This is a genomic window from Aminobacter sp. HY435 (genome assembly GCF_027568395.1).
Classification (GTDB): domain Bacteria; phylum Pseudomonadota; class Alphaproteobacteria; order Rhizobiales; family Rhizobiaceae; genus Aminobacter.
Window position 1 is genome coordinate 97183 of record NZ_JANKZL010000008.1, and the last position, 24542, is coordinate 121724.

General features: G+C 65.4%; 25 protein-coding genes. 14 read left to right on the plus strand and 11 right to left on the minus strand.

The features are described 5' to 3' along the window. Nucleotides 1-24: 24 nt before the first annotated feature. Nucleotides 25-969 carry an acyl-CoA thioesterase gene (locus tag PCJ21_RS13200; protein WP_269931874.1) on the minus strand — a complete coding sequence of 315 codons (945 nt, stop codon included), beginning with the start codon at nucleotides 967-969 and terminating at the stop codon, nucleotides 25-27. 221 nt (nucleotides 970-1190) lie between these two features. Between PCJ21_RS13200 and PCJ21_RS13205 the strand changes: the two genes are divergently transcribed. The 6 genes from PCJ21_RS13205 (at nucleotide 1191) to PCJ21_RS13230 (ending at nucleotide 6269) form a co-directional block, all read left to right on the plus strand. Further along, complete coding sequence (locus PCJ21_RS13205; RefSeq protein ID WP_269931875.1) at nucleotides 1191-1571, plus strand: hypothetical protein; 381 nt, start codon at nucleotides 1191-1193, stop codon at nucleotides 1569-1571. A 90-nt stretch (nucleotides 1572-1661) separates the two neighbouring features. After that, nucleotides 1662-2192, plus strand: a complete 531-nt coding sequence (locus tag PCJ21_RS13210) for a copper chaperone PCu(A)C (protein WP_269931876.1) — start codon at nucleotides 1662-1664, stop codon at nucleotides 2190-2192. 3 nt (nucleotides 2193-2195) lie between these two features. Further along, nucleotides 2196-3788, plus strand: coding sequence for a copper resistance CopC/CopD family protein (locus PCJ21_RS13215; RefSeq protein ID WP_442866009.1), 1593 nt, complete (start codon nucleotides 2196-2198; stop codon nucleotides 3786-3788). Between the two features lie 111 nt (nucleotides 3789-3899). Beyond that, complete coding sequence (locus PCJ21_RS13220; RefSeq protein WP_269931878.1) at nucleotides 3900-4805, plus strand: NAD-dependent epimerase/dehydratase family protein; 906 nt, start codon at nucleotides 3900-3902, stop codon at nucleotides 4803-4805. Nucleotides 4806-4825: 20 nt separating this feature from the next. Continuing rightward, the gene (locus PCJ21_RS13225) at nucleotides 4826-5269 is read left to right on the plus strand and encodes a nuclear transport factor 2 family protein (protein ID WP_269931879.1); all 444 of its coding nucleotides are present in this window, start codon (nucleotides 4826-4828) and stop codon (nucleotides 5267-5269) included. Between the two features lie 109 nt (nucleotides 5270-5378). Next, entirely contained in the window at nucleotides 5379-6269 is an 891-nt protein-coding gene (locus PCJ21_RS13230; RefSeq protein WP_269931880.1) for an SDR family NAD(P)-dependent oxidoreductase, read from the plus strand. 7 nt (nucleotides 6270-6276) lie between these two features. On the opposite strand, the gene PCJ21_RS13235 is transcribed toward PCJ21_RS13230, so the two are convergent. Further along, nucleotides 6277-8379, minus strand: coding sequence for a putative bifunctional diguanylate cyclase/phosphodiesterase (locus tag PCJ21_RS13235; RefSeq protein WP_269931881.1), 2103 nt, complete (start codon nucleotides 8377-8379; stop codon nucleotides 6277-6279). Between the two features lie 345 nt (nucleotides 8380-8724). Between PCJ21_RS13235 and PCJ21_RS13240 the strand changes: the two genes are divergently transcribed. Beyond that, nucleotides 8725-9276 (plus strand): DUF308 domain-containing protein, encoded by a 552-nt coding sequence (locus PCJ21_RS13240; RefSeq protein WP_269931882.1) that lies wholly within the window; start codon nucleotides 8725-8727, stop codon nucleotides 9274-9276. On the opposite strand, the gene PCJ21_RS13245 is transcribed toward PCJ21_RS13240, so the two are convergent. From PCJ21_RS13245 to PCJ21_RS13255, 3 genes are all read right to left on the minus strand, one after another. After that, nucleotides 9243-9764: a GNAT family N-acetyltransferase gene (locus PCJ21_RS13245; RefSeq protein WP_269931883.1), complete on the minus strand. Its 522-nt coding sequence runs from the start codon at nucleotides 9762-9764 to the stop codon at nucleotides 9243-9245. The two genes, PCJ21_RS13240 and PCJ21_RS13245, sit on opposite strands and share 34 nt — an antisense overlap. Nucleotides 9765-9859: 95 nt before the next feature. Next, complete coding sequence (locus PCJ21_RS13250; RefSeq protein ID WP_269931884.1) at nucleotides 9860-10243, minus strand: DUF2794 domain-containing protein; 384 nt, start codon at nucleotides 10241-10243, stop codon at nucleotides 9860-9862. Between the two features lie 383 nt (nucleotides 10244-10626). Then, the gene (locus tag PCJ21_RS13255; RefSeq protein ID WP_269931885.1) at nucleotides 10627-11382 is read right to left on the minus strand and encodes a DUF1223 domain-containing protein; all 756 of its coding nucleotides are present in this window, start codon (nucleotides 11380-11382) and stop codon (nucleotides 10627-10629) included. Between the two features lie 203 nt (nucleotides 11383-11585). Here PCJ21_RS13255 and PCJ21_RS13260 point away from each other — a divergent pair, with 203 nt between their 5' ends. After that, nucleotides 11586-12266 (plus strand): ceramidase domain-containing protein, encoded by a 681-nt coding sequence (locus tag PCJ21_RS13260; protein ID WP_269931886.1) that lies wholly within the window; start codon nucleotides 11586-11588, stop codon nucleotides 12264-12266. Between the two features lie 5 nt (nucleotides 12267-12271). Here the strand turns inward: PCJ21_RS13260 and zapE are convergent, their stop codons facing one another. Next, nucleotides 12272-13471: a cell division protein ZapE gene (zapE, locus tag PCJ21_RS13265; protein WP_269931887.1), complete on the minus strand. Its 1200-nt coding sequence runs from the start codon at nucleotides 13469-13471 to the stop codon at nucleotides 12272-12274. An 83-nt stretch (nucleotides 13472-13554) separates the two neighbouring features. Then, nucleotides 13555-14091, minus strand: a complete 537-nt coding sequence (locus tag PCJ21_RS13270) for a protease inhibitor Inh/omp19 family protein (protein WP_269931888.1) — start codon at nucleotides 14089-14091, stop codon at nucleotides 13555-13557. Between the two features lie 219 nt (nucleotides 14092-14310). Here PCJ21_RS13270 and dapF point away from each other — a divergent pair, with 219 nt between their 5' ends. The 5 genes from dapF (at nucleotide 14311) to PCJ21_RS13295 (ending at nucleotide 19178) form a co-directional block, all read left to right on the plus strand. Next, nucleotides 14311-15195, plus strand: a complete 885-nt coding sequence (gene dapF / locus PCJ21_RS13275; protein ID WP_269931889.1) for a diaminopimelate epimerase — start codon at nucleotides 14311-14313, stop codon at nucleotides 15193-15195. Next, the gene (gene mtaB, locus PCJ21_RS13280; RefSeq protein ID WP_269931890.1) at nucleotides 15195-16478 is read left to right on the plus strand and encodes a tRNA (N(6)-L-threonylcarbamoyladenosine(37)-C(2))-methylthiotransferase MtaB; all 1284 of its coding nucleotides are present in this window, start codon (nucleotides 15195-15197) and stop codon (nucleotides 16476-16478) included. Before dapF ends, mtaB begins: the two co-directional genes overlap by 1 nt. A gap of 13 nt (nucleotides 16479-16491) precedes the next feature. Beyond that, a complete protein-coding gene (gene ftsY, locus PCJ21_RS13285; RefSeq protein ID WP_269931891.1) occupies nucleotides 16492-18213 on the plus strand; it encodes a signal recognition particle-docking protein FtsY in 1722 nt (573 codons plus the stop codon). 3 nt (nucleotides 18214-18216) lie between these two features. Next, complete coding sequence (locus tag PCJ21_RS13290) at nucleotides 18217-18870, plus strand: septation protein A (protein ID WP_269931892.1); 654 nt, start codon at nucleotides 18217-18219, stop codon at nucleotides 18868-18870. A 140-nt stretch (nucleotides 18871-19010) separates the two neighbouring features. Next, a complete protein-coding gene (locus PCJ21_RS13295) occupies nucleotides 19011-19178 on the plus strand; it encodes a hypothetical protein (protein ID WP_269931893.1) in 168 nt (55 codons plus the stop codon). A gap of 37 nt (nucleotides 19179-19215) precedes the next feature. On the opposite strand, the gene PCJ21_RS13300 is transcribed toward PCJ21_RS13295, so the two are convergent. The 4 genes from PCJ21_RS13300 to ccmA form a co-directional block, all read right to left on the minus strand. Beyond that, complete coding sequence (locus tag PCJ21_RS13300; RefSeq protein WP_269931894.1) at nucleotides 19216-19791, minus strand: DsbE family thiol:disulfide interchange protein; 576 nt, start codon at nucleotides 19789-19791, stop codon at nucleotides 19216-19218. Next, nucleotides 19788-19958, minus strand: coding sequence for a heme exporter protein CcmD (gene ccmD, locus PCJ21_RS13305; RefSeq protein WP_269931895.1), 171 nt, complete (start codon nucleotides 19956-19958; stop codon nucleotides 19788-19790). The genes PCJ21_RS13300 and ccmD overlap by 4 nt, the downstream gene beginning before the upstream one ends. A gap of 126 nt (nucleotides 19959-20084) precedes the next feature. Continuing rightward, nucleotides 20085-20750 carry a heme exporter protein CcmB gene (gene ccmB / locus PCJ21_RS13310; RefSeq protein ID WP_269931896.1) on the minus strand — a complete coding sequence of 222 codons (666 nt, stop codon included), beginning with the start codon at nucleotides 20748-20750 and terminating at the stop codon, nucleotides 20085-20087. Nucleotides 20751-20931: 181 nt separating this feature from the next. Continuing rightward, nucleotides 20932-21540: a heme ABC exporter ATP-binding protein CcmA gene (gene ccmA / locus PCJ21_RS13315; protein WP_269931897.1), complete on the minus strand. Its 609-nt coding sequence runs from the start codon at nucleotides 21538-21540 to the stop codon at nucleotides 20932-20934. 282 nt (nucleotides 21541-21822) lie between these two features. On the opposite strand from ccmA, the gene acnA reads away from it, so the two are divergent. Next, the gene (gene acnA / locus PCJ21_RS13320) at nucleotides 21823-24513 is read left to right on the plus strand and encodes an aconitate hydratase AcnA (RefSeq protein WP_269931898.1); all 2691 of its coding nucleotides are present in this window, start codon (nucleotides 21823-21825) and stop codon (nucleotides 24511-24513) included. Nucleotides 24514-24542: the final 29 nt, after the last annotated feature.

The following is a 24542-nucleotide window of genomic DNA, read 5'->3' on the forward strand; positions in this document are numbered from 1 at the left end:
AAGCGGGTGGCGCCTTTTTCGTGCTCAGAGCGCCAGCGTCGGCACTACCCAGCCGTCGAGCTCCTCAAGCGCCGCAGCGCTGATGGGCATCAGCTTGCGCGCCTCGAGATCGAAGCAGATGGCGATGACCTGCATCGCGCCGAAGCTGCGCCCGGTGAACGGATCGAGCATCCAGTTGATCAGCGACTGGGTCCGCGCGTCGGCCCTTTCGATGCCGGCGCGGATCTCGTAGCAGTCGCCGGCGCGGGGCCAGCCCGAATTGACGACCTGGAATTCGAGGGCGGCGGAGCCGAAATGCGGGCCGGGCCTGCCGCTGTGCCGCTCCGCCAGCTGGCGCAATGGGGTGATGATGTTGCGCACGCCGTCGGCCATGGCACCGACGAAGGCGTGCGGCAGCATTTGTCCGAACCGATCGCAGCCCGCAGTGTCGACCGCCCCCATGCCGACACTGACCAGATTGAGCGCATCGGCCCGCCACAGGGAGGCCGAGGTGGCGCTTGGCGCGTCGCTGACGCCGCGGGGCAGGGCGATTGCCGGCACCTCGACTAGCTGGCCGCCCGCCCGCTCCATGAAATGGGCGGGCCACGGCCGAGCCGTGCCGTCGTCGCTCGCCGCATACCGGATTTCGATGCGAAATGTCGCCGCCTGTTCGCCGGTCTGGCTGTTGTACATCACCGCAACGATCGAGGCGCTGTCGCCGCCGATCGCGGTGAAGCCAGCGCTGACATGCACGCAGGCTGCTGCGCGCAGTTCACGCAGGAAGCGGATGTGCATGCTGGCGACCGTAAGGGTAGTGGCAGTGTCGGGCGCGAACAGCCGGGGCAGGCCGGCGAGCCCGAAGAGCATGGCAACACCCTCCATGCAGCGCGCCATATAGAAGCGCGTGTTCATGTGACCCATCTCGTCGCATTCCCAGGTGGCGACGCCGCCACGCCAGACGTCGCGCAACTCGAAGAAGCCCGCTGTCATGCCTTGCCTCCCATGATCAGGCAAAAGCGTAGCCGGCACCGTTGCCGGCCTCATCGTCGCATCGGACGATACCGGCCTAGCAACGCCTCAGGGTTCAACTTCGCCGGCTGCTGCGGAACAGGTGCCTTCTTCGGGACAAAGAATTTGTCGCAGCCGGACGCAATTCCGCAGCCGCGCCATCGATGCTATCTGTGGGTGATCGAGGAACAAGGTCGCGACGCTTGGCCGGATTTCGCCGCAGGGGAACAGGGTTCGGGGTCGCGCTTGCCGCGGCGCTGTTGTTCGTCCTGCAGACGGCTGCCGGCGCCCTCGCGATCGGGCAGGGCCAGCCGCCACTCGACATCTTCGGCAATCCGCTGTGCATCACAACGGCGACCGATCACACCGCCCCCGCCAAGAGCGACCATCCGAGCCTGCCCGAATGCTGCACGCTCGGCTGCAACATGGTCTCGTCGGCAGCGGTTTCGCCGCCGCAAGGTCACGAGGTGGCGCTTGCCTCGCCGATCGAAATTCCCGCGCCGTTCCTGCCGATGCTGCTCGATCCGCCAACGGACGCCAAGCACGATCCCGGAAATCCGCGCGCGCCGCCGCTGGCCGCCTGACGCCTGCCGCTGATGCGGCCCACCCGACTTTTCCGGAACTATCGGCCACGCTCGAGGCGTCGGCCATTCCATTCGATTTTGGAGACATCCATGAGCTTTTTCACACGCGCGCTGTCGCGCCCGCTCTTCCGCAGCCTCGAGGAGCGCGTCAGCGTTGCCCTCTTTGCCCTGCTTCTGTTGTTCGCCTCGACCCATCAGCTGCTCGCCCACGGCTTCAAGCTCGGCGATCTCGAAATCGGCCACCCGTGGTCGCGGGCAACGCCCGCCGGCGCGAAGGTTGCCGCCGGCTATCTGGTCGTCAAGAACACCGGCAGCCAGCCGGACCGGCTGGTGTCGATCCAGTCCGACGTATCGGAAAAGGCCGAAATCCATGAAATGGCCGTCGACGCCGCCGGTGTCATGAAGATGCGCCAGATTGGCGAAGGCGTGGAAATCCCCGCCGGCGGCGAGGTCGCGTTCAAGCCGGGCTCGTACCACATCATGTTCGTCGGCTTGAAAGCGCCGGTGAAAGAAGGTGAGAAATTCGCGGGGACGCTGACCTTCGAAAAGGCCGGGGCAGTGACGGTCGAGTTCGCCGTCGACGCCATGGGCGGACAGACCCAGGACCATTCGGGTCACTGAGCGGTGCGCTTGCAGCACAGGCTTGCGACGCTGCTGATCGCAGCCGTCGCCCTTCTCGGGGTGACGGCGGCGGCGTCGGCGCATGCCTCGCTGCTGCGTTCGGCACCTGCCGAGGGAGCGGTCATCGATGCCTGGCCGGCGCAGGTGACACTCTCCTTCAGCGAGCCGGTGCGGCCGCTGGTGCTCCGGCTCATCGGGCCGGACGGGACCAGCCGGCCGCTTGACGCCGTCGCTTCGGATTCCATGCTCGCCATCGATCCGCCGAATGCCAGCAATGCCGCCGGCAGCTATCTGCTGGCGTGGCGGGTCGTGTCGTCGGACGGACATCCGGTCGGCGGAACCGTAGCCTTTGCGGTCGGGGCGCCGAGCGCCACGCCGCCGACCTTGCCGCAGCTCGACGACCGGGTGCTCGACGGCGTGTTGTGGAGCACGCGGCTTGCGCTCTATCTGTGCCTGTTCTTTGGTGCGGGCGGCGCTTTCGCGCACTCGTGGCTCATCTCGCGCGGCCATGACGGCGAGGGCACGGTGGCGACGTTTGCCGCGCTCGGGCTTGTTGCGGCTGCGCTGGCGTTCGGCCTGCATGGCGTCGATGCGCTTGGCGCGCCGCTCGGCCTTGTCGGCGATTCGGTGGCGTGGCGGGCGGCCGCGGCGACCAGCTACAGCCTGACCACCGTGCTTGCCGTGGTCGCGCTGGCGCTGACGTTGCTGACGCTGGTGAGCGACGGCATCCTGGCTCGGGCGCTTTCGCTCGGCGCGCTGGCATGTGTCGGCGCCGCGCTCGCCGCCAGCGGCCACGCCAGTTCGGCCCAGCCGCAGTGGCTGATGCGCCCGATGGTTTTCGTGCACGGTGTCGGCGTGGCCATCTGGGCCGGCGCGCTGTTGCCGCTGGGGCTCGCCTATGGCCGCGGCACGCCGGAGGCCGGCGAGGCGCTGCGCCGGTTTTCCGCCTCCATCCCTTATGTCGTTGCAGCGCTGATCGGGGCCGGCATTGTGCTGGCGTTCGTCCAGGTCGAAACGCCTTCAGCGCTGTGGCGGACCGCATATGGCCGCGTGCTGCTGGCCAAGCTGGCGCTGGTGGTTCCCCTGCTGCTGCTTGCCGCCGCCAACCGCTGGCGGCTGACCGGGCCGACGCTTGCGGGCGAGGCGGACGCAACGCGGCGGCTGGTGCGCAACATCGCATGGGAGACGCTGGCTGTGGCCGCGATCCTTGCCGTGGTCGCGGGGTTTCGCTTCACACCGCCGCCGCGCATCCTGGCGATCGAGGCAGCCGAACCGGCTGCGATCCATATCCATACCGCCGAGGCCATGGCCGACCTGACCCTGAGCCCCGGCAGGGCGGGCAAGGTTGCCGCCACGATCATGCTGATGACGGGAGATTTCGGGCCGCTCGACGCCGGCAGCGTGCAACTGCGGCTCAGCAAAGGCGACACCGCGACCGTGCCGGTCGTCGCCGCTGCCCACAAACCCGGCGACGGCACCTGGCGTGTCGATGCAGTCGAGCTGCCTGCCGCGGGCACCTGGGACGCGGCTATCGAGGTCGCAATGCCAGACGGCAGCCAGGCCACGCTCACCGGCACGATCGTCATTCGCCCCTGATACGCCTGCCGTCGCATAGATGGTCCTGTAGTCGATACGGACGATGTCGCTCCGGGCTTGCCGCCTATCGTCCGCGCATCGAATTTTGCTGAATGCCGCGGGAGAGTGCGCATGAAAATCCTCATCATTGGCGGAACGGGCATGATCGGCGGCCACACCGCGGCTCATCTCAAGGCGCAGGGCAACGACGTGGTGCTGGCGGCGCGCAAGCCGGCGCCGGAAACTACGCCGATGGCTTCCTATCCGACCATCTATGGCGACTACACCAAGGGCGACTTTTCGGCCGCCGACCTGGCGCCGTTCGACGGCATCCTGTTTGCCGCGGGCAATGACATCCGCCACCTGCCCAAGGGCGTCGACGAGAACGAATTCTGGACCAAGATGCAGATCGAGGGGGTTCCGGCCTTTGTCGAGCTGGCGCGCAAGGCAGGCGTCCGCCGCGTCGTCCATATCGGCAGCTACTACCATCAGGTGATGCCCAACCTCGTTGACACCAACGCCTATGTCCGCGGCCGCAGCCTGGCCGACGAGGGCGTGCGCGCGCTGGCGACCGACGATTTCAACGTCTCGACGCTCAACCCGCCGTCGATCGTCGGCTACGTCAAGGGCCTGCCGACCAAGCGCTACGAGACGCTGATGGCCTATGCCCGCGGCGAACTCGACCTGCCGATCTTCGCGCCGCCCGGCGGCACCAACTACATGTCTGTGCAGTCGCTGGCCGAAGCCATTTGGGGCGCGTTCCAGAACGCCGAGAGCGGCAAGGCCTATCTGGTCGGCGACGAGAACCTGACCTTCCAGCAGTATTTCCAGGCGCTGTTCGACGCGGTCGGCAATCCGCATCAGGTCGAGGAGCGCAACGAAGAGCATCCGCTGCTACCCGACATGTTCATTGTGCCGGGACGTGGCAATATCCTCGCCTATGAGCCGGATGCCGAAGAAACCAAGACCCTCGGCTACCGCCGCAACGACGTCCAGCGAGCGATCCGCGAGGTGTTCGCGCAGGTTTCGGGCAAGTAACGCGCATAGGGGAGGGCAGCATGGCGGACGATCAGGCGGCACTGCTGATGGCGATCGCGCTCAGGCGCGTGTCCGAGCGCTACGCTTATGCGGTGGACAGCGGCGACGGCGACCTGCTCGCCGCGCAGTTCACGGCTGACGGCGTCGTCGAATCGCCGCGCGGAAAGTTCGAAGGCCGCGAACAGCTGCACGGCATCCCGGCAATGGTCGCCGGGCGCTATCTCAAGACCTTCCATGCGGTGCTCAACCAGGTGGTCGAGCCGATCGACGGCGGTGCCGAGGGCGAGACCTACTGCATCGCGCGGCATTACTTTCGCGATCCGGCCGGACGCTACCTCTGCTACGAGATGACGATCCGCTACCAGGACCGTTTCGCCCGTACGTCCGACGGCTGGAAGCTGGCCCGTCGCGCCCTGACTGTCGTCGGCACGCACACCTACGAGGCGCAGGAAACGCCGAACTAGCTCGGAGCCAGGCGAGGCCGGCCTGCGGCCTTCAGCGCTTCCGGACCTCTCGAGGCCCATCATTTTCGGATCGGCTTGACCTGAATTCGGATCGCGCCAGGCAAGAAAAATGACACAGACCGTGGAGGACAGCATGTCGGACGAACTCTCCATTCTCGGGCTCGCCGGCAAGGTGGCGCTGGTGACGGGCGGCGGCGCCGGCATCGGCCGGGCGACCGCCGAGCTGTACGCGCGTGCCGGCATGAAGGTTGCGGTCGCCGAGATCGACCCGACCCGCGTGGCTTCGGTGCGCGAGGCGCTCGGCGACGGGCACCTGGTCGTCGAGGCTGACGTGCGCAAGGCAGCCGATGTCGCCAGCGTGATCGGAGCGGTCGAGGCGCGCTTCGGCCGGCTCGACGTGCTGGTCAACAATGTCGGCGATTATCTCGGCTACAAGACCGAGTTCGAGCATTCGACCGAAGCGGAATGGGAAGCGCTGTACGGCGTCAACCTGCTGCACATGTTTCACATGAGCAAGGCGGCGATACCGCTGATGCGGGCAGGCGGTAGCGGCGGCAGCATCATCAACGTCTCGACCATCGAGGCCTTTCGCGGCATCCCGATGACGGTTGTCTATTCGGCCTTCAAGGCGGCGATCACCGGCTTTACCCAGAGCCTGGCGGTCGAGCTCGGCCAACATGGCATTCGGGTCAACGCCATTGCGCCCGAGACCACCAATTCGGCGCAGATCGTGGCGACGCCGCGCGTGCCCAAGGAAAACCGTGACTATCTCAAGCGGTGGTTCCCGATCGGCCGCTTCGGCGAAGGGGCGGATTCAGCGGGGGCGGCGCTGTTCCTGGCCTCGGATACCTTGTCGGGCTGGGTGTCGGGCACGACGATCCATGTCGATGGCGGCGTGCTTGCCGCCGGCGCCTGGTCACGCCTGCCCGGCGATGCCGGCTGGACGCATCTGCCGGTCATCGAATCGGACGGCTACACGCCGCGCCCCCACGCGAAATAGGGGCGCTTCAGGCGGCGCTCTGCTGCCTGCTTCGCGCTTCATCCTTGCCGCGCTGGTCGGCTGAGGTCTTCGCTGCCTGGTGCGAGCGGATCTCGCTGCGCCCGACGAGGCTGGCGATTTCGGATAGCGGCTGCGGACGGCCGAATAGGAAACCTTGCACCTCGGCGCAGCCTTCGGCGCGCAGGAAGTCGAGGCTGTCCTGCTTTTCGACGCCTTCGGCGAGCACCGGAATGTTGAGCTGGTTGGCGAGAAGGATCGTCGCGCGCACGATTGCCGCCGCCGCGCTGTTGGTGGCGACGTCCTCGACGAAGGAACGGTCGATCTTGACCCGGTCGAACGGGAAAATCTGCAAGGTCGACAGCGACGAGTAGCCGACGCCATAGTCATCCATGGCGATCGAGACGCCGAGCGACTTGAGCTGGCGCACGACATGAAGCGCCCTTTCGCGATCCTCGATGATGCTCGCCTCGGTGACCTCCAGCTCAAGCCTCGATGCCGCAAGGCCGGTAGCGAGCAGCGTTTCGTGCACCACTTTGGGCAGGTCGGTATGGGTCAGCTGGGCGGTCGCGATGTTGACGCAGATCTTGTAGGGGCTGCGCCATCCGGCCACCTCGGCACATGCGGTCTTGAGCACCCACTCGCCGATCGGAATGATCAACCCGTTTTCCTCGGCGATCGGGATGAACTCTTCCGGCGGAACAAAGCCGCGTTCGCGGTGGTGCCAGCGCAACAGGGCCTCATAGGCGCTGACTTCGCCGCTGCGCACGTCGTGCTGCGGCTGGTAATAGAGCTCGAACTCGTCGCGCTCGAGGGCATGCCTCAGCTCCATGGCCAAGGCGCTGCGTTCACGTCTGCCTTCATCCATCGAACGGTCGTAGTAGCAGACCCTGTCACCCATCGAGCGCTTGGCGCGATACATGGCCAGGTCGGCCGCGCCGATCAGTTCGTCGACGGTGCCGGCATCGTCGGGGAAAACGCTGACACCGACGCTTGCGCCGACAGACAAGGTCTTTGACTTGTTTTCGATCGGATCGAGGACTGCGTCGATCAGGCTGGCGACAAAGCTGTCGATGTCGGCGCTGTCGGTGATGCCCTGCTTGACGGCGACGAACTCGTCGCCGCCGACGCGGGTGACAAGCTCTCCGGCGCCGAGCAAGCCCTTGAACCTGTCGGCCAGGGTCTGCAGCAACAGGTCGCCGGCGTGGTGGCCGTGCACGTCGTTGATTTCCTTGAAGCGATCAAGGTCGACGACGATGACCGCGGCCTTGCGGCCGGCCGTCGCGCTCTGCTCGAGCATGCCAGGCAGGCTTTCGGACAGGAAGGCGCGATTGGGCAGTCCCGTCAGCGGATCGTGCTGGGCGGCGTGGCGGAAGCTGTCGACCAGCTCGCGCTGCGAGCGGGCATCCATCGCCGACAGCGTCAGCCCAGCAATGATCGCCATCGTGGCAAGCACCAGAACCGCCAGGAGCTCGCTCGAGATCACCTGCGTCGGCACCGGGACCGACGGATCGGGGACTATGGTGGCCGCGCCCATGGCGGTGAAGTGCATGGCGCAGATGGCGAGCACCAACGCCACCACCGAAAGAAGCTTCGAGTGGCGGATGGGCTGTCGCGCCGCCAAGTGCATGGCCAGCGCGCCAAAGGCCAGCGCGAACACAATCGACGCTTGAACGAGCGTCCGGTCCCATTCGATACGTCCGGCGACCTCGAAGCCGCGCATGCCGGTGAAGTGCATGACCACGATTCCCACGCCGATGACAGCGCCGCCTGCTTCAACCGGCAGGCCTCGCAGGGGGCTGGCGGCCAGATACAGGCCGGCGGCGACGAATGCGATGGCAAGCAGCAGCGATGCTATGGTCAGAAGCGGATTGAAGGCGACATCGAGGGGCAGCTGAAAGCCCAGCATGGCGACGAAGTGCGTGGTCCAGATGGCAGAACCGCAGGCGACCCCCGAGAGCATGATCCAGGCGAAGCGGCTTTCGGCCGAAATACGCTTGGCGCGATCGAACAGCCGCATCGTCATTACTGCGCCGGCCAGGCAAACAATCGCCGCGACCACCACGAACGAGTAGTCGTGCTCGTAAGCCAGACAAGAAATGACCCTAAGCATTGCCACGTCCTCGCCACCGGCAGTCGTATTGCCGATCCCCTAGGGGGTAAGTCTTCCCTGCAAAATTGAAAGAAATTCCTAATGTAGCGTCAGATTCCGGGCGCGTCGGCGAAGGGGTCGTCGGCCTGTTGATAGCCGGAACCCGCCGCCACCGATGCTGCCGTCACACGGCCGTTGAAATCGGTTGCCATTGTCCCGCTTATCTTCGACAAATGTGCATGCTCGCAGCGCGGTGGTCCTGCCGGACGCGCAAGGGACGCTGCGGGATAGCGAAGGGGGCGTGTTGCCTGAGAGGGCTGATCCAGGTCTTCGAGGACATGCGCAGGAGCTCTGGCGGAGACAGGCATGGCAGAGGGAAAGAGCAAACGTTTCGAGGCGACGCTGACGGCTTTGCGCGGCGTGCTGATAGCGGCGGCGGCGCTGGTTGCGTTCTTCTATCCAACGCAGGCGGTGCAATTGCTGGTGCTGGTCGGCGGCGGCCTTTTGCTGGTCGATGGTGTGCTGGGGCTGGCGACGATCGACTATGCCGGGCCGCGTGACAACAACCATTGGCTCGTGCTGGCGCGCAACCTCTTGTCGATTCTCGCCGGCTTGATCGTGCTCGGTTCCGGATTCCTGGTGAGTGTCTTTACCCTGTCGTTCCTGACCAGCCTGGTCGGCGTGCTGGCGCTGCTGGTGGGCCTCATCGAGATGGCTTCGAGCTTTTTCGACAGCGAACGCCAGACGCGGCTGTGGCCGACGCTGGTTGGCGGCGCGGTCTACGCGGCGTTCGGCCTTGCCCTGATGTTCGTGCCGCTGACCAGCGCAGCGACGCTGATCCGCATCGCGATGATCCTGATGCTGTTCTACGCGCTGCTGCTGTTCTACCGCGCCTGGCGGACACGCGCCACCGGCTGAGTCATGCCTTCGCCGGCAAGTGCGGCGAAGGCATCGCCTTGGGCGATGTATGAGCGCTGGTCGTGCGAATGGACCAGGCCGAGATCCAGATAGAAGCCGTGGGCGCGGCGATTGTCCTCGTCGACGGACAGCCTGAGATAGACGCCGCCATGCTTGTGAGCAAGCTGCGCCACGTGGCGCAGCAGGCGTTCGCCGATGCCTTGGCTGCGGAAGGCCGGCTCCACGTAAAGATCCTGCACGAACATGCCGGGCTTGCCGTACCAGGTCGAAAAGATCGGGAAGAACACGGACATTCCGGCAAAAGCGCCGCCGGCCTCGGCGACGGCCGCCTGGAAGGCCGGCTGGGGGCCGAAGCCATGCGCGCGCAGATCCGCCTCGGTGCAGACGAGTTCGCCGGTTTCGCCGAGATGTTCGGCAATGCCCCTGAGGCCGCGCATCAGAAGCGGCACGTCGTCCGCGGTTGCGGCGCGAATGACGATGTCTCGCATGAAATCAGCCCTCGATCGGAAACGCCCACGCAGGGCGGGGATGGCCATGGAACATGCCGGGCGCCGCTTTGTCTTGGGGCAGCGGCGGTGCGGGATCAGGCCTCGACCAGTTGCAGCCGCTTGTCGAAGACGCCGAGCACCCGGGCGAGTTCGTGGCCGCGTTTCAGGATGAGGCCGCCGGCGGCGATGACGCTGAAGGCGCCTTGCTTGCGCGCGAGCCTGGGATCCTTGACGATCTGGAAAAGCGGCGTCTCGCTGGTTCGGCGAAAGACGGAGAAGACGGCCCGGTCGCTCAAATGGTCGATTGCATAGTCGCGCCACTCGTTGGCGGCCACCATTCGGCTGTAGAGCCTGAGGATCAGGTCGAGTTCCCGCCTCTCGAATGCCACCGGCAGGCCCTGCTCCCCCCGGCGAACTTGATGGAGCGGGATGACCTGGGATGGTTCGCCATCCTCCGCTCCAGCAGCGCGATCCGTCATAAATCGTTCCCTTCGCAGGTTCTGATCCGTCCGAAGGGTCGCGCTTTCAGGCCCGAAATGCAACCCCGGCTAAGAATCGCCGCAGCAGCAAAGGCTTTTTGCAAGGTTACCGCAGCGGTAACGATTGCGAGACAATCTGTTGGAATTGGTGATGACTCGCCACATTGCTGCCGTTTTTTATCCGCGCTAGCGCCCCAATGTCCGACGAATTTACCCCTGTTGCCTGAGACGGTTCGGTCCGGCACCGGCTCGTAAACCCCAAGCCCCCCGCCCACGGGTCAGCGTCGGATCGAACCAACCTCGGCTCTCTTCAACAGAGCCATCGCAACGATCCCAAAATTACAGGCCGGTGTCAGAAGCAATCTGGCGTCGGCCTTTTTGCTTCAGATGGTCGGCCTGCGCACTATGGTCGCGCCGAGGATCGGGCCGGGCAGGCCATCCTTGCCGACGGCCTGCAGCAGCACGGCGCAGCCACCCTTCTTTTCCAGTTCGCTCTTCGGCAATTCGTAGCGTTGTGCCTTGCCGTGCCACATGCCTGCGGCATGAGCGTCGGTCACGGCATTCCAGTAGGTGATCTGGCGGCCGCTGTTTTCGCCCTGCTCGAGATCGACGACCTGCGGCGGCTGGAAATGCACGATCATGACGTGGGCGGCGCTGGCCGGCCCATCAGCCGCCCCGACGTTGATGGTGACGGTGTCGTTGTTCTGGACAACGCCGATGTCGACATTCATGCCCTGGCCGGTCCTGGCGAGATTGTCGAGCGCGCCCGTCACATCCTCGCGCTTGGCGCCGTTGACATGGGTCCGGCCATTGATGACGGCTTGCGGGGTATAGACGGAGCGTCCGCCGAAGGCGCGCATATAGGCGTATTGACGGTCGGTGTTGTCGCTGCTCGCCAGCTTGTCCTGCCAGCCGAGATAATCCCAGTAGGTGACATGATAGGCCAGCGCGACCATGTTCTTGTCGGCGGCGAACTCGGCGAACAGTTCATCCGCAGGAGGGCAGGAGTTGCAGCCCTGGCTGGTAAAGAGCTCGATCACCCCCAGGGGACGTTCCGCTGTGTCGGCCCGAACCGCGCCGGCAAAACCAGCAAGGACCAGCCCCAGCGCCGCCAGCCGAAAATATCCGCGAAACTCCATGTCCAATCCAGCTTGTGTGCCGGCATGACCGGCCTTTTTTATGGTTGGCGAGATATGTGGCAGATGCGCCATTCAACGGGAAGTCACGTTGCGGTGAAACTTTGCCTGCCGGCGATTTCCGCTACGTCACCCCGGGATCGGCGATATTTCTGTCGAAACCGGCATGCGAATCGTTAAAGGTCGAAGCCAGCGGGAGACGTCGGATGCTCGAAAATCTAGGTCAGAATGTCGATCTGTATTGCGAGCGCCTGGGCCTGGGGCTCTGGGCCGAACCGCTCAATGCGCTCAGCAACCTGGCGTTCCTTGCTGCCGGCTTCTGGGGGCTTGGCGAGGCACGGCGGCGCAATGCCGGAACCTTCGCCGAAGTGCTGTGCTGGTGGGTGGTGGCGATCGGTGTCGGCTCGGCGCTGTTTCATACTTTCGCCACGGAAGCCACGAAGTGGGCCGACATCCTGCCGATTGCCGGCTTCACCCTTGCCTATACGCTGTTTAACCTGCGCCGCTTCGCCGGCATGGCCTGGCCGCGGGCGCTTGTGATCTTCTTCGGCTTCTACATTGTTGTCGGGTTTCTGACCTATTTGGTGCCCGACTGGCTGCGCGCCGCGTCGAATGGCACGACAGGCTACCTGCCGCCGTTCCTGGCGCTGATCTTCTTCGGCGGCGTGGTCATCGCCAAGGGCAACCCTGCCGGCTGGTACAACATCGTCGCTGCCTGCATCTTCGTCGGCTCGGTGACGTTCCGCGTCATCGATCCCGTGCTCTGCGACAGCTGGCCGCTCGGCACCCATTTCATGTGGCATGTGCTCAACGGGCTGATGCTCGGCGTGTTGCTGGCGGCAACCGCCAGATACGCCCATTCGGCCGAGGCGCCGTCCGGCGCCTGAACAGGTCAGGAGGCTGCGACCACCGGGCTCGCGCCGCCGGCCTCGGGGTGGCGCCCGGTCCAGGCTTCCAGCCATTCGGCGCCCTGCATCTCGATCAGACGCGAAGACGTGCGGTCGAACTCGAAAGCCTCGTGCCCGCGCTTGCCGACATAGAGCTTGTCGGGCGTGGCAGCCGCGCTCAGGACCAGGCGCACATGCTGGTCGTAGACTGTATCGATGAACAGGATGAAACGCTTGGCCTCGTTGCGGTTGGCGTCATCCATGACCGGGACGTGGTCGACGAGGATCGTCTTGTACTGCGCCGTGATCGCCAGGTAGTCGCGCGCCGCCAGCGGCCTGTCGCAGAGATCGGCGAAGGCAAAGCGCGCCGCCGAAGCGGTGGCGGCCGGGACCTGGACCTTGCGGCCCTTGACGGCGACGGTTGCCGGCGCGGCCGTCTCGCCATCGGTGATCCTGGCCCAGGCCTTGTCCATGGCCTTGTCGGCGGCTTCGCCCAGCGGCGTCAGATAGACCGGCACGCGGTCGAGCTTTTCGAGCCGATAGTCGGTGTCGGCGTCGAGGTTCAGCACATTGGCGTTTTGCTCGAGCAGGCCGATGAAGGGCAGGAACAGCTGGCGGTTGAGGCCGTCGCGGTAGAGGTCGCGCGGCGCGACGTTCGAGGTGGCGACCAGCACCACGCCAAGCCCGAAAAGCGCGGAAAACAGCCTGGACAGGATCATCGCATCGGCGATGTCGGTGACCGAGAACTCATCGAAGCAGAGCACCCAGGCCTCCTCGGCCAGCTGGGCCGCAACGGGAGGAATGGGGTCGTCGTCGCGCGAGGAGCCGTTCTTGCGCGCCGCCCGCTGCTTCTGGATGCGGTCGTGCACGTCGGCCATGAAGTCGTTGAAGTGGACGCGGCGCTTGTGCCTGACCGGGACAAGCTCGAAGAACATGTCCATCAGCATGGTCTTGCCGCGGCCGACGCCGCCATGGACATAGAGCCCCTTGACCGGGGCGTGCTGGGGCTTGCGCCTGGCGAAAAGCCAGCCGAGCGCGCTCGACTTGCGCGCCAGCCGCTTGTCGGAAATCTCGTCGATCAGCAGATCGAGCGCGGCAACGATCTTGAGCTGGGCCGGGTCGCGCCGCACGCTATCGAGCTCGACGAGATGGTCGTAGCGCTGCCGGACGGTCACATGGGTTTGCAGGCCGTCACGCAGGTGCATGGTCTACTCTGGACAACGTTCGAAAATCTGTCTTGCAGCGTGCGCGGCAGAAGCTGCGCGCGCTGCAACATCTTGAGCCTGGATCAGCGGTTGAGCGAGATCGGCAGGCCGTTGGAGGTCTGGCCGTCGAAACGGCCTGCGCCGGACGAATAGAGCCTGGCCAGCGGCGAACCGCTTTCGTCGAACAGGGTCAGCTGCTTGCCGGCGACATTCCACGACTTGACGCCGTCGATGGGGGCCGGGCAGCGCAGCGGGCCGGCGCGGAAGCCCTGGCCGAACTTGGTCTGCGGCGTCGCCACCTTGCAGCTCTGGCCCGAAACCGTGGCGCTCCAGACGCCGGCAACCGAGGTTGCCGTCAGGTCGGGCGCGTTGGCAGCGGCAGCGCCGCCGTCGGCCGGCAGCGCCGCGACCTGGGTCTGCTGCTGGGGCGCGGCCGGAAACTGCGAGGCGCCCGGCGCCGAAGGAGGCGGCAGCTGGCCGCTGGTTACCGTGCCGGCCGGAGCCGCGGGCAGCGGTGCCGGCTGGGTGTCCATCGAGGACATGCGTGTGCTGCTACAGCCCGCCGCCGCCAACAGTGCGACCAGCGATGCGGCCAGCAGGCCGGTTTTCGAAAAAGCCATTGCATTCCCTCCGTCGGGCAGGTCTGGGGGGCGTCCCCGCGCGATCATCAACGCCTCTAAAGCGGCGAAGTTGGCAGAATTTCAACCGGATATGGTTAAAATAGGGTTTGCACATGAACTTGTTGCAAAATTGTCTCAACAGAGCAGGTCGCCGCGAGACTGGTAATTCGGCGATGTTTCCGCCATATAGGCCCCAAACAGCCGCGAGACCTATCGACCATGGCCACGGAGGCCCCTTTCGCCAAGATGAACGGGCTCGGCAACGACATCATCGTTGCCGACATGCGCGGCCGCGCGGATCGCGTCACGCCCGCCGCGGCGATCGCGCTGGCGGCCGATCCGGCAACCAAGTTCGACCAGATCATGGCGATCCACGATGCGCGTACGCCGGGCACCGCCAACTATATCGAGATCATCAATTCCGACGGCACCCATGCCCAGGCCTGCGGCAACGGCACGCGCTGCGTGGTGCAGGCGCTGGCTGCAGAAACCGGGCAGAAGGTGTTCACCTTCGAGACGGTTGCCGGCATCCTCAATGCCGAGGAGCATGAGGACGGTTCGATCTCCGTCGACATGGGCATTCCGCGCTTCGGCTGGCAGGACATTCCGCTGGCCGAGGAGTTCCGCGACACGCGCGCCATCGAGCTGCAGATCGGCCCGATCGACGCGCCGGTGCTGCATTCGCCGTCGGTCGCCTCGATGGGCAATCCCCACGCCATCTTCTGGGTCGACGAGGATGTCTGGTCCTACGAGCTCGACCGTTTCGGGCCGCTGCTCGAAAACCATCCGATCTTTCCCGAGCGCGCCAACATCTCGATCGCCCAGGTGACATCGCGCGAGACGCTCAACCTGCGCACCTGGGAGCGCGGCGCCGGCCTGACGCTGGCCTGCGGCTCGGCAACCTGCGCCGCAGCCGTCTCCGCCGCGCGCACCGGCCGCACCGGCCGCAAGGTCATGGTCACCGTGCCGAGCGGCGGGACGCTTGACATCGACTGGCGTGCCGACGACCACGTGGTCATGACCGGGCCGGCCGAGTGGGAATTCTCCGGCAGCTTCAATCCGGCCACGGGCGCGTGGGTGCGTGACCAGCAGGATGTCGCCTGATGGCGGTCGATGTCGTTACCTTCGGCTGCCGTCTCAACACCTACGAATCCGAGGTGATGAAGCGCGAGGCCAAGGCCGCCGGGCTCGAGGAACTCAAGGGCGGCGCGGTGATCTTCAACACCTGCGCGGTGACCAGCGAAGCCGTGCGCCAGGCCAAGCAGTCGATCCGCAAGGCGCGGCGCGAAAACCCGGATGCACGCATCATCGTCACCGGCTGTGCCGCCCAGACCGATCCGGCCGCCTTTGCCGACATGGCCGAGGTCGATCTCGTGCTCGGCAACGAGGAGAAGCTCAAGGCGCACAACTATCGCGCGCTGCCCGACTTCGGCGTCAACGACTTCGAGAAGGCCCGCGTCAACGACATCTTTTCGGTGCGCGAGACGGCAGGCCATATGGTCGACGCCATCGAGGGACGGGCGCGCGCCTTCGTGCAGGTCCAGAACGGCTGCGACCATCGCTGCACCTTCTGCATCATCCCCTACGGACGCGGCAATTCGCGCTCGGTGCCGATGGGGGCTGTTGTCGAGCAGATCAAGCGGCTCGCCGGCAATGGCTATGCCGAGGTGGTGCTGTCGGGCGTCGACATGACCAGCTACGGCGCCGACCTGCCGGGCGCACCGCGCCTCGGCAAGCTGGTCAAGACGATCCTGCGCCAGGTCCCCGATGTCAGGCGGCTGCGCCTTTCATCCATCGATTCGATCGAGGCCGACGAGGAGCTGCTCGAGGCCGTCGCCACCGAAAACAGGCTGATGCCGCATCTGCATCTGTCGCTGCAATCGGGCGACGACATGATCCTGAAGCGCATGAAGCGCCGCCATTTGCGCGACCAGTCGATCCAGTTCTGCCAGGACGTCCGCAAGTTACGCCCCGACATCGTGTTCGGTGCCGACATCATCGCGGGCTTCCCGACCGAGACCGACGAGATGTTTACGAATTCGATCCGCATTGTCGAGGAATGCGGGCTGACCCATCTCCACGTCTTCCCGTTCAGCCCGCGCGAGGGCACGCCCGCCGCACGCATGCCGCAGGTCCGGCGCGACATCGTCAAGCAGCGCGCCGCGCGCTTGCGCGCCGCCGGCGACACTGCCTACACGCGCCACCTCGAAAGCCTCAAGGGTTCGCGCCAGAAGGTGCTGGTCGAACGCGAGGGGCTTGGCCGGACGGAAGGCTTTACGCTCGTCGCGCTCGACAGGGGTGCGCCGGGCGAAATTCTGGAAGTCGAGATCGCCGGACATGACGGCGAGCGGCTGACAGCGGCACCGGCCGCCGCGCGCGCGGCCTGACGAAAGCGACCGCATGGCATTCGGGTTCATCAAGAAAGTCTTCTCCTTCGGCAAGAAGGAGGCTGAAGAGCAGCCGGCCGAGAACGAGGTTCTGCCGCCGCTGAATTTCGAGGCGCTGGAAGCGCTGAAACCGGCGGAAGAGGCGGTTGAGCGGGAGCCTGCGCTCGAGTCTCCCTCCCCCTTGAGGGGAGGGTCGATCGACGAAGTCGATCGGGGTGGGGTCGTCGCCGAGCTGGAGGCAACCCCCTCTGGTCCTTCGGACCATCTCCCCCTCAAGGGGGGAGAAGAGACCGCATCGGAAACACTGCCGGCGCCGCCGGAAGAGCCGACGCCCGCGCCTGAAGTGCCGGAGCCGGCACCCGAGAAGCCCAAGGAGCAGCCGGTCCCCGAACCGACCCCGGCCGAGCCCGAACCACTTCCTGTGGAAGTGCCGGTGCCGCCTGCCGAGCCGGCCCCGCCTGAACTCCCCGAGGAAATTCCCGCTCAGCCGGTGCCCCCGGCATCCGAACCGACGATGCGCGTTCCCGAACCGGAGCCGGTTGTCGAAGAGCCCGCGATTGCCCTCCCCCTTGAGGGGAGGGTGGCTGCGGAGCGGCCGGGTGGGGTCGCCCAATCGTCGGACGCGACGTCCAGCGCTGCCGAGGCAACCCCCTCTGGTCCTACGGACCATCTGCCCCTCAAGGGGGGAGAGGACGCCCAGCCGTCGCCCTTTGCCGAAGCCCCGGCTCAAAAGCCCTCCGCCGGCAAGGTCACCGTCCAGAAGAAGGTCGAGCAGAAGGCCGAGGCCGAGGTCGTGGACGTGGCCGCGCCCGCGCCGAGGCAGAGCTGGTTCCAGCGCCTGCGCCAGGGCCTGTCGCGCTCATCCAAGGAGCTGTCGGGCAACATCGCCGGCATCTTCACCAAGCGAAAGCTCGACGAAGACACGCTGCAGGACCTCGAAGACGTGCTGATCCGCGCCGATCTCGGCGTCGAGACAGCGCTTCGCGTCACCGACGCGCTGGCTGCCAGCCGCTACGGCAAGGATGTTTCGGACCACGAGGTCCGCTCGATCATGGCGGTCGAGGTCGAGAAGGTCCTGAAGCCGGTGGCGCTGCCGCTGGAACTCGACCTGTCGCACAAGCCGCATGTCATCCTGGTCGTCGGCGTCAACGGCACCGGCAAGACCACGACAATCGGCAAGCTCGCAGCCAAGCTGACCGAAGGCGGGCTGTCGGTGATGCTTGCCGCGGGCGACACCTTCCGCGCTGCTGCGATCGAACAGCTGAAGATCTGGGGCGAGCGCACCAAGTCGCCTGTTATCGCCACCAAGCTCGGCGCGGATGCCGCCGGTCTCGCCTATGATGCCTTCGAAAAGGCCAAGGAAGCCGGGTCCGACGTGCTGATCATCGACACGGCTGGCCGCCTGCAGAACAAGGCGGAGTTGATGGCGGAACTCGAAAAGATCGTGCGCGTGCTCGGCAAGCTCGATCCCGAGGCGCCGCACACCGTGCTGCAGACGGTCGACGCCACCACCGGCCAGAACGCGCTCAACCAGGTCGAGATCTTCCGCAACATCGCCGGTGTGAACGGCCTGGTGATGACCAAGCTCGACGGCACGGCGCGCGGCGGTATTTTGGTCGCAATCGCCGCCAAGCATAAGCTACCGGTCTATTTCATCGGCGTCGGCGAACAGGTTGACGACCTCGAACCTTTTTCGGCAAGCGATTTCGCCAAAGCCATCGCAGGAGTCGCCTGAGCCATGAACGCACCGATCCTCGAAAGCGACCCGACGGACCCCAAAACCAAGAAGCAAGAGGTCAATCCGCTGCTGAAGCTGGTGCTGGAACTCGGGCCGCTGGTGGTGTTCTTTTTCGCCAATGCACGGGGTGCATGGCTGGCGTCGCAGTTTCCTGTTCTGGCGGAGCTCGGTGAACCGATCTTCATCGCCACCGGCCTGTTCATGGCGGCAACCGCGGTAGCGCTCGCGGCATCGTGGATGCTGACCCGAACGCTGCCCATCATGCCGCTGGTGTCGGGCGTGGTCGTCTTCGTCTTCGGGGCACTGACGCTCTACCTGCAGAACGACATCTTCATCAAGATGAAGCCGACGATCATCAACACGCTGTTCGGCGTCGTGCTGCTTGGCGGTCTCGCCTTTGGCAAGTCGCTGCTTGGCTATGTCTTCGACTCCGCCTTCCGGCTCGATGCCGAAGGCTGGCGCAAGCTGACCTTGCGCTGGGGCCTGTTCTTCCTGTTCCTTGCCGTGGTCAACGAGGTTGTCTGGCGGTCGTTTTCGACCGACGCCTGGGTGGCGTTCAAGGTGTGGGGCATCATGCCGATCACTTTGCTGTTCACTTTCAGCCAGATGCCGTTGATCATGCGCCATTCGCTGGACGAGCAGCCGTCAAAGTAGGCGGCAACGCAACCCATGCGCTTCGTGCATTGCTGCATTGCAGCATATCATTTTGCAGCGCAGTAGTTCCTATGTCATGTTCGGATCGATCAGGGAGGTCGGTTCAAGCCGCATCGGGCGGCAGACGAAAGGAACGCAAGATGTTGTTCGACAGCCTTCTGACCCGCGCTCGCCAGAGCGCCGCCAAGCGCAAGCAGTACAAGCGCCTCGTTGCCGAGATCGACAGCTTCTCGGGCCGCGACCTGGCCGACATGCGCGCCGACCGCGGCGAGATGCTGTACCAGGCCTACAAGCACGTCTACGGCTGAGCTTGTCAGTCCGGCCGGCGATGGGCCGGCCAATGCGCTACTGCGATGCCGCCAGCGCCTTTTCGATTGCCGGCATGAGCGAGGCCTTCACCGCCTCGGGCGATAGCGGCCCGACATGCTTGAAGGCGATCTTGCCGTCCTTGCCGACAAGAAAAGTCTCGGGAACGCCATAGACGCCCCAGTCGATGGTGGTGCGGCCGTGCTGGTCGACGCCGATGGCCTTGTAGGGATTGCCGAGGTCGCCGAGGAAGCGGCGCGCATTCTCCGGCTTGTCCTTGTAGTTGAGGCCGGCGACGACGATACGCGAATCCTTCGACAGTTCGAGCAGAACCGGATGCTCCTCGCGGCAAGGCGCGCACCACGACGCCCAGACATTGACCAGCGTGACCTTGCCTCCGAACTCCGCCGAGTTGAGGCCGGGCAGGGACATGCCTTCGAGCGGCGGCAGTTCGGTCCGTGGCGCGTCGTGGCCGATCAGCGCCGACGGGATGACCGAGAGGTCGCGGCCCGAGAGCAACTGCATCAGGAACACTGCCGCCAAGGCCAGGAAAACCAGCAGCGGCAACAGCACGAACAGTTTGCGCGGCCGCGCCTGGGGCGGCAGTTCGCTCATTTGGCAACTCCGTTCTTGTCGGAACGGCGGCGGTGGCCGGCGGCTTCCAGTTCCGCCATCTCGCGCTTGCGGGCGCGCTGGTCGGCCAATATCCACAGGATCAGGCCGGCAATAGCAAGGGCGGAAAGGCCATAGGCGGCGGTAACGTAGAGTGCATGGGCGCTCATCTTGCGCGCTTCCTCGCGATGACTTCTCTCATGTCGACGTTTTCGGCCATGCGGCTCACTTAGCGTTCGTGGGCTTCAGGTGCAATCGGACGCCGCGCCGCACCGTTGCAGTTGAAGGAAACGTGATCAGTCGGTTCCCGAGCGCAGCGCGACCGCCGCGGCGAGCGGGCCGATGACGGCCAAGAACATGGTCAGCGCGCAGAGGATCAGGAAGGGCGGCGTGAACGGGTCCGGGTCGTTGACCGCGCCATAGCTTGCTGTGACGCCGAAGATCAGCACCGGGATCACCAGCGGCAGCACCAGCACCGAGATCAGCAGGCCGCCGCGCGGCAGGGCGACTGTCACCGCGGCGCCGGCGGCGCCGATGAAGACGATGGCCGGCGTGCCGACGAGCAGGGTCAATGCGGCGGCGCCGATGCCTACAGGTTCCATGTTCATGAACAGGCCGAGCAGTGGGGCGGCGGCGACCAGCGGCAGAACGCTTGCGGTCCAGTGGGCAAGGCATTTGACGAATACCGTCAGGGCCAGCATGTGGCGGTCGGCGTTGAGGACCAGAAGATCGAGCGAGCCGTCCTCGCGATCGGCCTGGAACAGCCGGTCGAGGCCGAGCAGGCCGGCGAGCAGCGCGCCGATCCACAGGATCGCCGGGCCGATGCGGGCGAGCAGGTTGAGGTCGGGGCCGACGCCGAAGGGAATGGTGACGATCACGGCGAGGAAGAACAGCACGCCGGTCAGCGCTCCGCCGCCGGCGCGGACGCCCATCCTGAGGTCGCGGAGGTAGAGGGCTAGCATGGGGGGACTCTCAAGGAGAGGTCGACCCCCACTCCGCCTCGCTGCGCTCGGCACCTCTCCCCCGATCGACGGGGGGGAGGAAACGCGCTTGGCAACGAGGCTTTGCATTTTTCCTCTTCCCCGGGCAGGGGGAGAGGTGCCTCGCGCAGCGAGGCGGAGCGGGGGTGCTTCATCTTTGCTTTCAAGCCACCCGCCCCATCTCCAACGTCTTTGTCCGGTCCAGTCCGAGCGGCAGGTGCGTTGCGGCGACGATGATGCCGCCTGCGGCGCAATGCGCTTTCATGAGGCCGGCGAACTGCGCCTCCGAGGCCTTGTCGAGCCCGGCGGTGGGTTCGTCGAGCAGCCAGACCGGGCGGTGGCTGATGAGCAGCTTGGCGATCGCGGCACGGCGCTTCTGGCCGGTCGAAAGGTAGCCGAAGGGCAGGTGACCGAGGCCGCCAAGCCCGACGTCCTCGAGCGCCTCGCCGATGCCGAGCCTTTCGCTGCCGGAGAAGTCGCGCCAGAAGGCGAGGTTTTCCGAGACGGTCAGGGCCGACTTCATCGCGTTCTGGTGGCCCAGATAGTGGCAGGCGGCCGGAACCGTCGCGAAATCCTCGCTTGCGCCTTCGACGCTGATTCGTCCCGACGCGTACGGCAACAGGCCGGCGACGATGCGCAGCAGCGTCGACTTGCCGGAGCCGTTGGGGCCGGTGACGACAAGGGCTGCACCGTCCTCGAGCGAAAAGCCAATGCCGGAGAATATCGTCTCGCCGCCCCGTTCCCCACTCAGATTCTCGGCAATCAGCCGCATTCAACCTCCGTCATCGAAGCCCTGCACCCGCACTTTCGCCGCGACAAAATAGGCGAATCTCCGTCTAGAACTATTCCAATAAATTCTCTATATGCCACTCGACCATGCCAGCGGTCGGCATGGAAACAGAATTTGCGCCGAACCAGCGCACGCGCCGCCTTGAACGGCTCGGGTTGCTTGGGAGCGGACAGCGGAAATGGCCGTACCCGCACCTTTGCGCGTGATTGCATGCCCATCGGAGTCCGTTCCCGCGTAGGCTGAACAGACAAGGATGGATCGCACGTGTCCAAATCACTCGATAGTTTCAACTGCCGCCGCACACTGACGGCTGCCGGCACGGACTATGTTTATTACAGCCTCATCGAGGCGGAAAAGAACGGCCTGACCGGCATCTCCCAGCTGCCCTATTCGATGAAGGTGCTGCTGGAAAACCTGCTTCGCAATGAAGACGGCCGCACCGTCACCAAGGAAGCCATCCAGGCGGTTGCCGGCTGGCTGGTCGACAAGGGCACCGCCGGCGTCGAAATCGCCTATCGTCCGGCGCGCGTGCTGATGCAGGACTTCACCGGCGTTCCCGCCGTCGTCGACCTTGCCGCCATGCGCGATGGCATCAAGACCCTCGGCGGCGATCCCGAAAAGATCAACCCGCTGGTTCCTGTCGACCTGGTCATCGACCACTCGGTCATCGTCGACGAGTTCGGCTCGCCGATGGCGTTTGCCCGCAACGTCGAGCTCGAATACGAGCGCAACGAAGAGCGCTACAAGTTCCTGAAGTGGGGCCAGCAGGCGTTCCGCAACTTCCGCGTCGTGCCGCCCGGCACCGGCATCTGCCATCAGGTCAACCTCGAATACCTGGCCCAGACCGTCTGGACGAACACCGAGGACGGCGTGACGACGGCCTATCCCGACACCTGCGTCGGCACCGACTCGCACACCACCATGGTCAACGGCCTGGGTGTGCTGGGCTGGGGCGTCGGCGGCATCGAGGCTGAAGCCGCGATGCTCGGCCAGCCGGTCTCGATGCTTTTGCCCGAGGTCATCGGCTTCCGCCTGACCGGCAAGCTCAGGGAAGGCGTTACCGCCACCGACCTGGTGCTGACCGTCACCCAGATGCTGCGCAAGAAGGGCGTCGTCGGCAAGTTTGTCGAGTTCTTCGGCCCGGGCCTGTCCAACATGACGCTGGCCGACCGCGCCACCATCGGCAACATGGCGCCCGAATATGGCGCGACCTGCGGCTTCTTCCCGGTCGATGTCGAAACGATCCGCTACCTCAACATGTCTGGCCGCGCCGAAAACCGCATCGCGCTCGTTGAGGAGTTCTCCAAGGCGCAGGGCATGTGGCGCGACGCGTCGTCGGCCGATCCCGTCTTCACCGACCTGCTCGAGCTCGACATGGCGACCGTCGTTCCGTCGATGGCCGGCCCGAAGCGTCCCGAAGGCCGCATCCCGCTCGAAGGCATCGCCTCGGGCTTCGCGACCGCGCTCGAAGCCGAGTACAAGAAGACCGTCGACCAGTCGAAGCGCTACGCCGTCGAAGGCGAAAACTTCGATCTCGGCCATGGCGACGTGGTGATCGCCGCGATCACGTCGTGCACCAACACCTCGAACCCGAGCGTGCTGATCGGTGCTGGCCTGCTCGCCCGCAACGCCAACCGCATCGGCCTGAAGCAGAAGCCGTGGGTCAAGACCTCGCTGGCGCCAGGGTCGCAGGTGGTCGCCGAGTATCTCGAGAAGTCGGGCCTGCAGAAGGAGCTCGACCAGATCGGCTTCAACCTCGTCGGCTTCGGCTGCACGACCTGCATCGGCAATTCCGGCCCGCTGCCGGCGCCGATCTCCAAGACCATCAACGACAAGGGCCTGATCGGCGCGGCCGTGCTTTCGGGCAACCGCAACTTCGAAGGCCGCGTGTCGCCCGACGTGCAGGCCAACTACCTGGCCTCGCCGCCGCTGGTCGTCGCCTACGCGCTCGCCGGTTCGGTGACCAAGGATTTGACCACCGAGCCGCTGGGCGAGGATCGCGACGGCAAGCCGGTGTTCCTGAGGGATATCTGGCCGACCAATGTCGAGATCGAGCAGTTCATCGCCGAAAACGTCACCCGCGAGCTGTTTGCCCGCAAATATGCCGACGTCTTCAAGGGCGACGAGAACTGGCAGAACGTGCAGGCGCCTGAGGGCCAGACCTACACCTGGGACGACAACTCGACCTATGTGCAGAACCCGCCTTACTTCGTCGGCATGGGCTCCAAGCCGGGCCAGATCGGCAAGATCCAGGGCGCGCGCGTGCTCGGCCTGTTCGGCGACAAGATCACCACCGACCACATCTCGCCAGCCGGTTCGATCAAGGCGGCTTCGCCCGCCGGCAAGTACCTGACCGACAACGGCGTCGGTGTCGCCGACTTCAACCAGTACGGCACGCGTCGTGGCAACCACGAAGTGATGATGCGCGGCACGTTTGCCAACATCCGCATCCGCAACCACATGCTGGGCGAGAACGGCCGCGAGGGTGGCTACACCTTCCACTATCCGTCGAAGGAAGAGATGCCGATCTACGATGCTGCCATGCAGTATCGCAGCGAAGGCACGCCGCTGGTGATCTTCGCCGGCGTCGAGTACGGCAACGGCTCGTCGCGCGACTGGGCTGCCAAGGGCACCAACCTGCTCGGCGTCCGCGCGGTCATCGCCCAGTCCTTCGAGCGTATCCACCGCTCGAACCTGGTCGGCATGGGCGTCATCCCCTTCACCTTCGAAGAGGGCACGTCGTGGAAGACGCTCGGCCTCAAGGGTGACGAGCAGGTGACGATCGACGGCCTCGAGACGATCAAGCCGCGCCAGAAGATGGTTGCCAAGGTCACTTTCGCCGACGGTTCGGTGAAGGATGTCCCGATCCTCTGCCGCATCGATACGCTCGACGAACTCGACTACTTCAAGAACGGCGGCATCCTGCAGTACGTGCTGCGCGACCTCGCCGCGTAAATCCAAAACGGGCGATTCATGTGAAACAG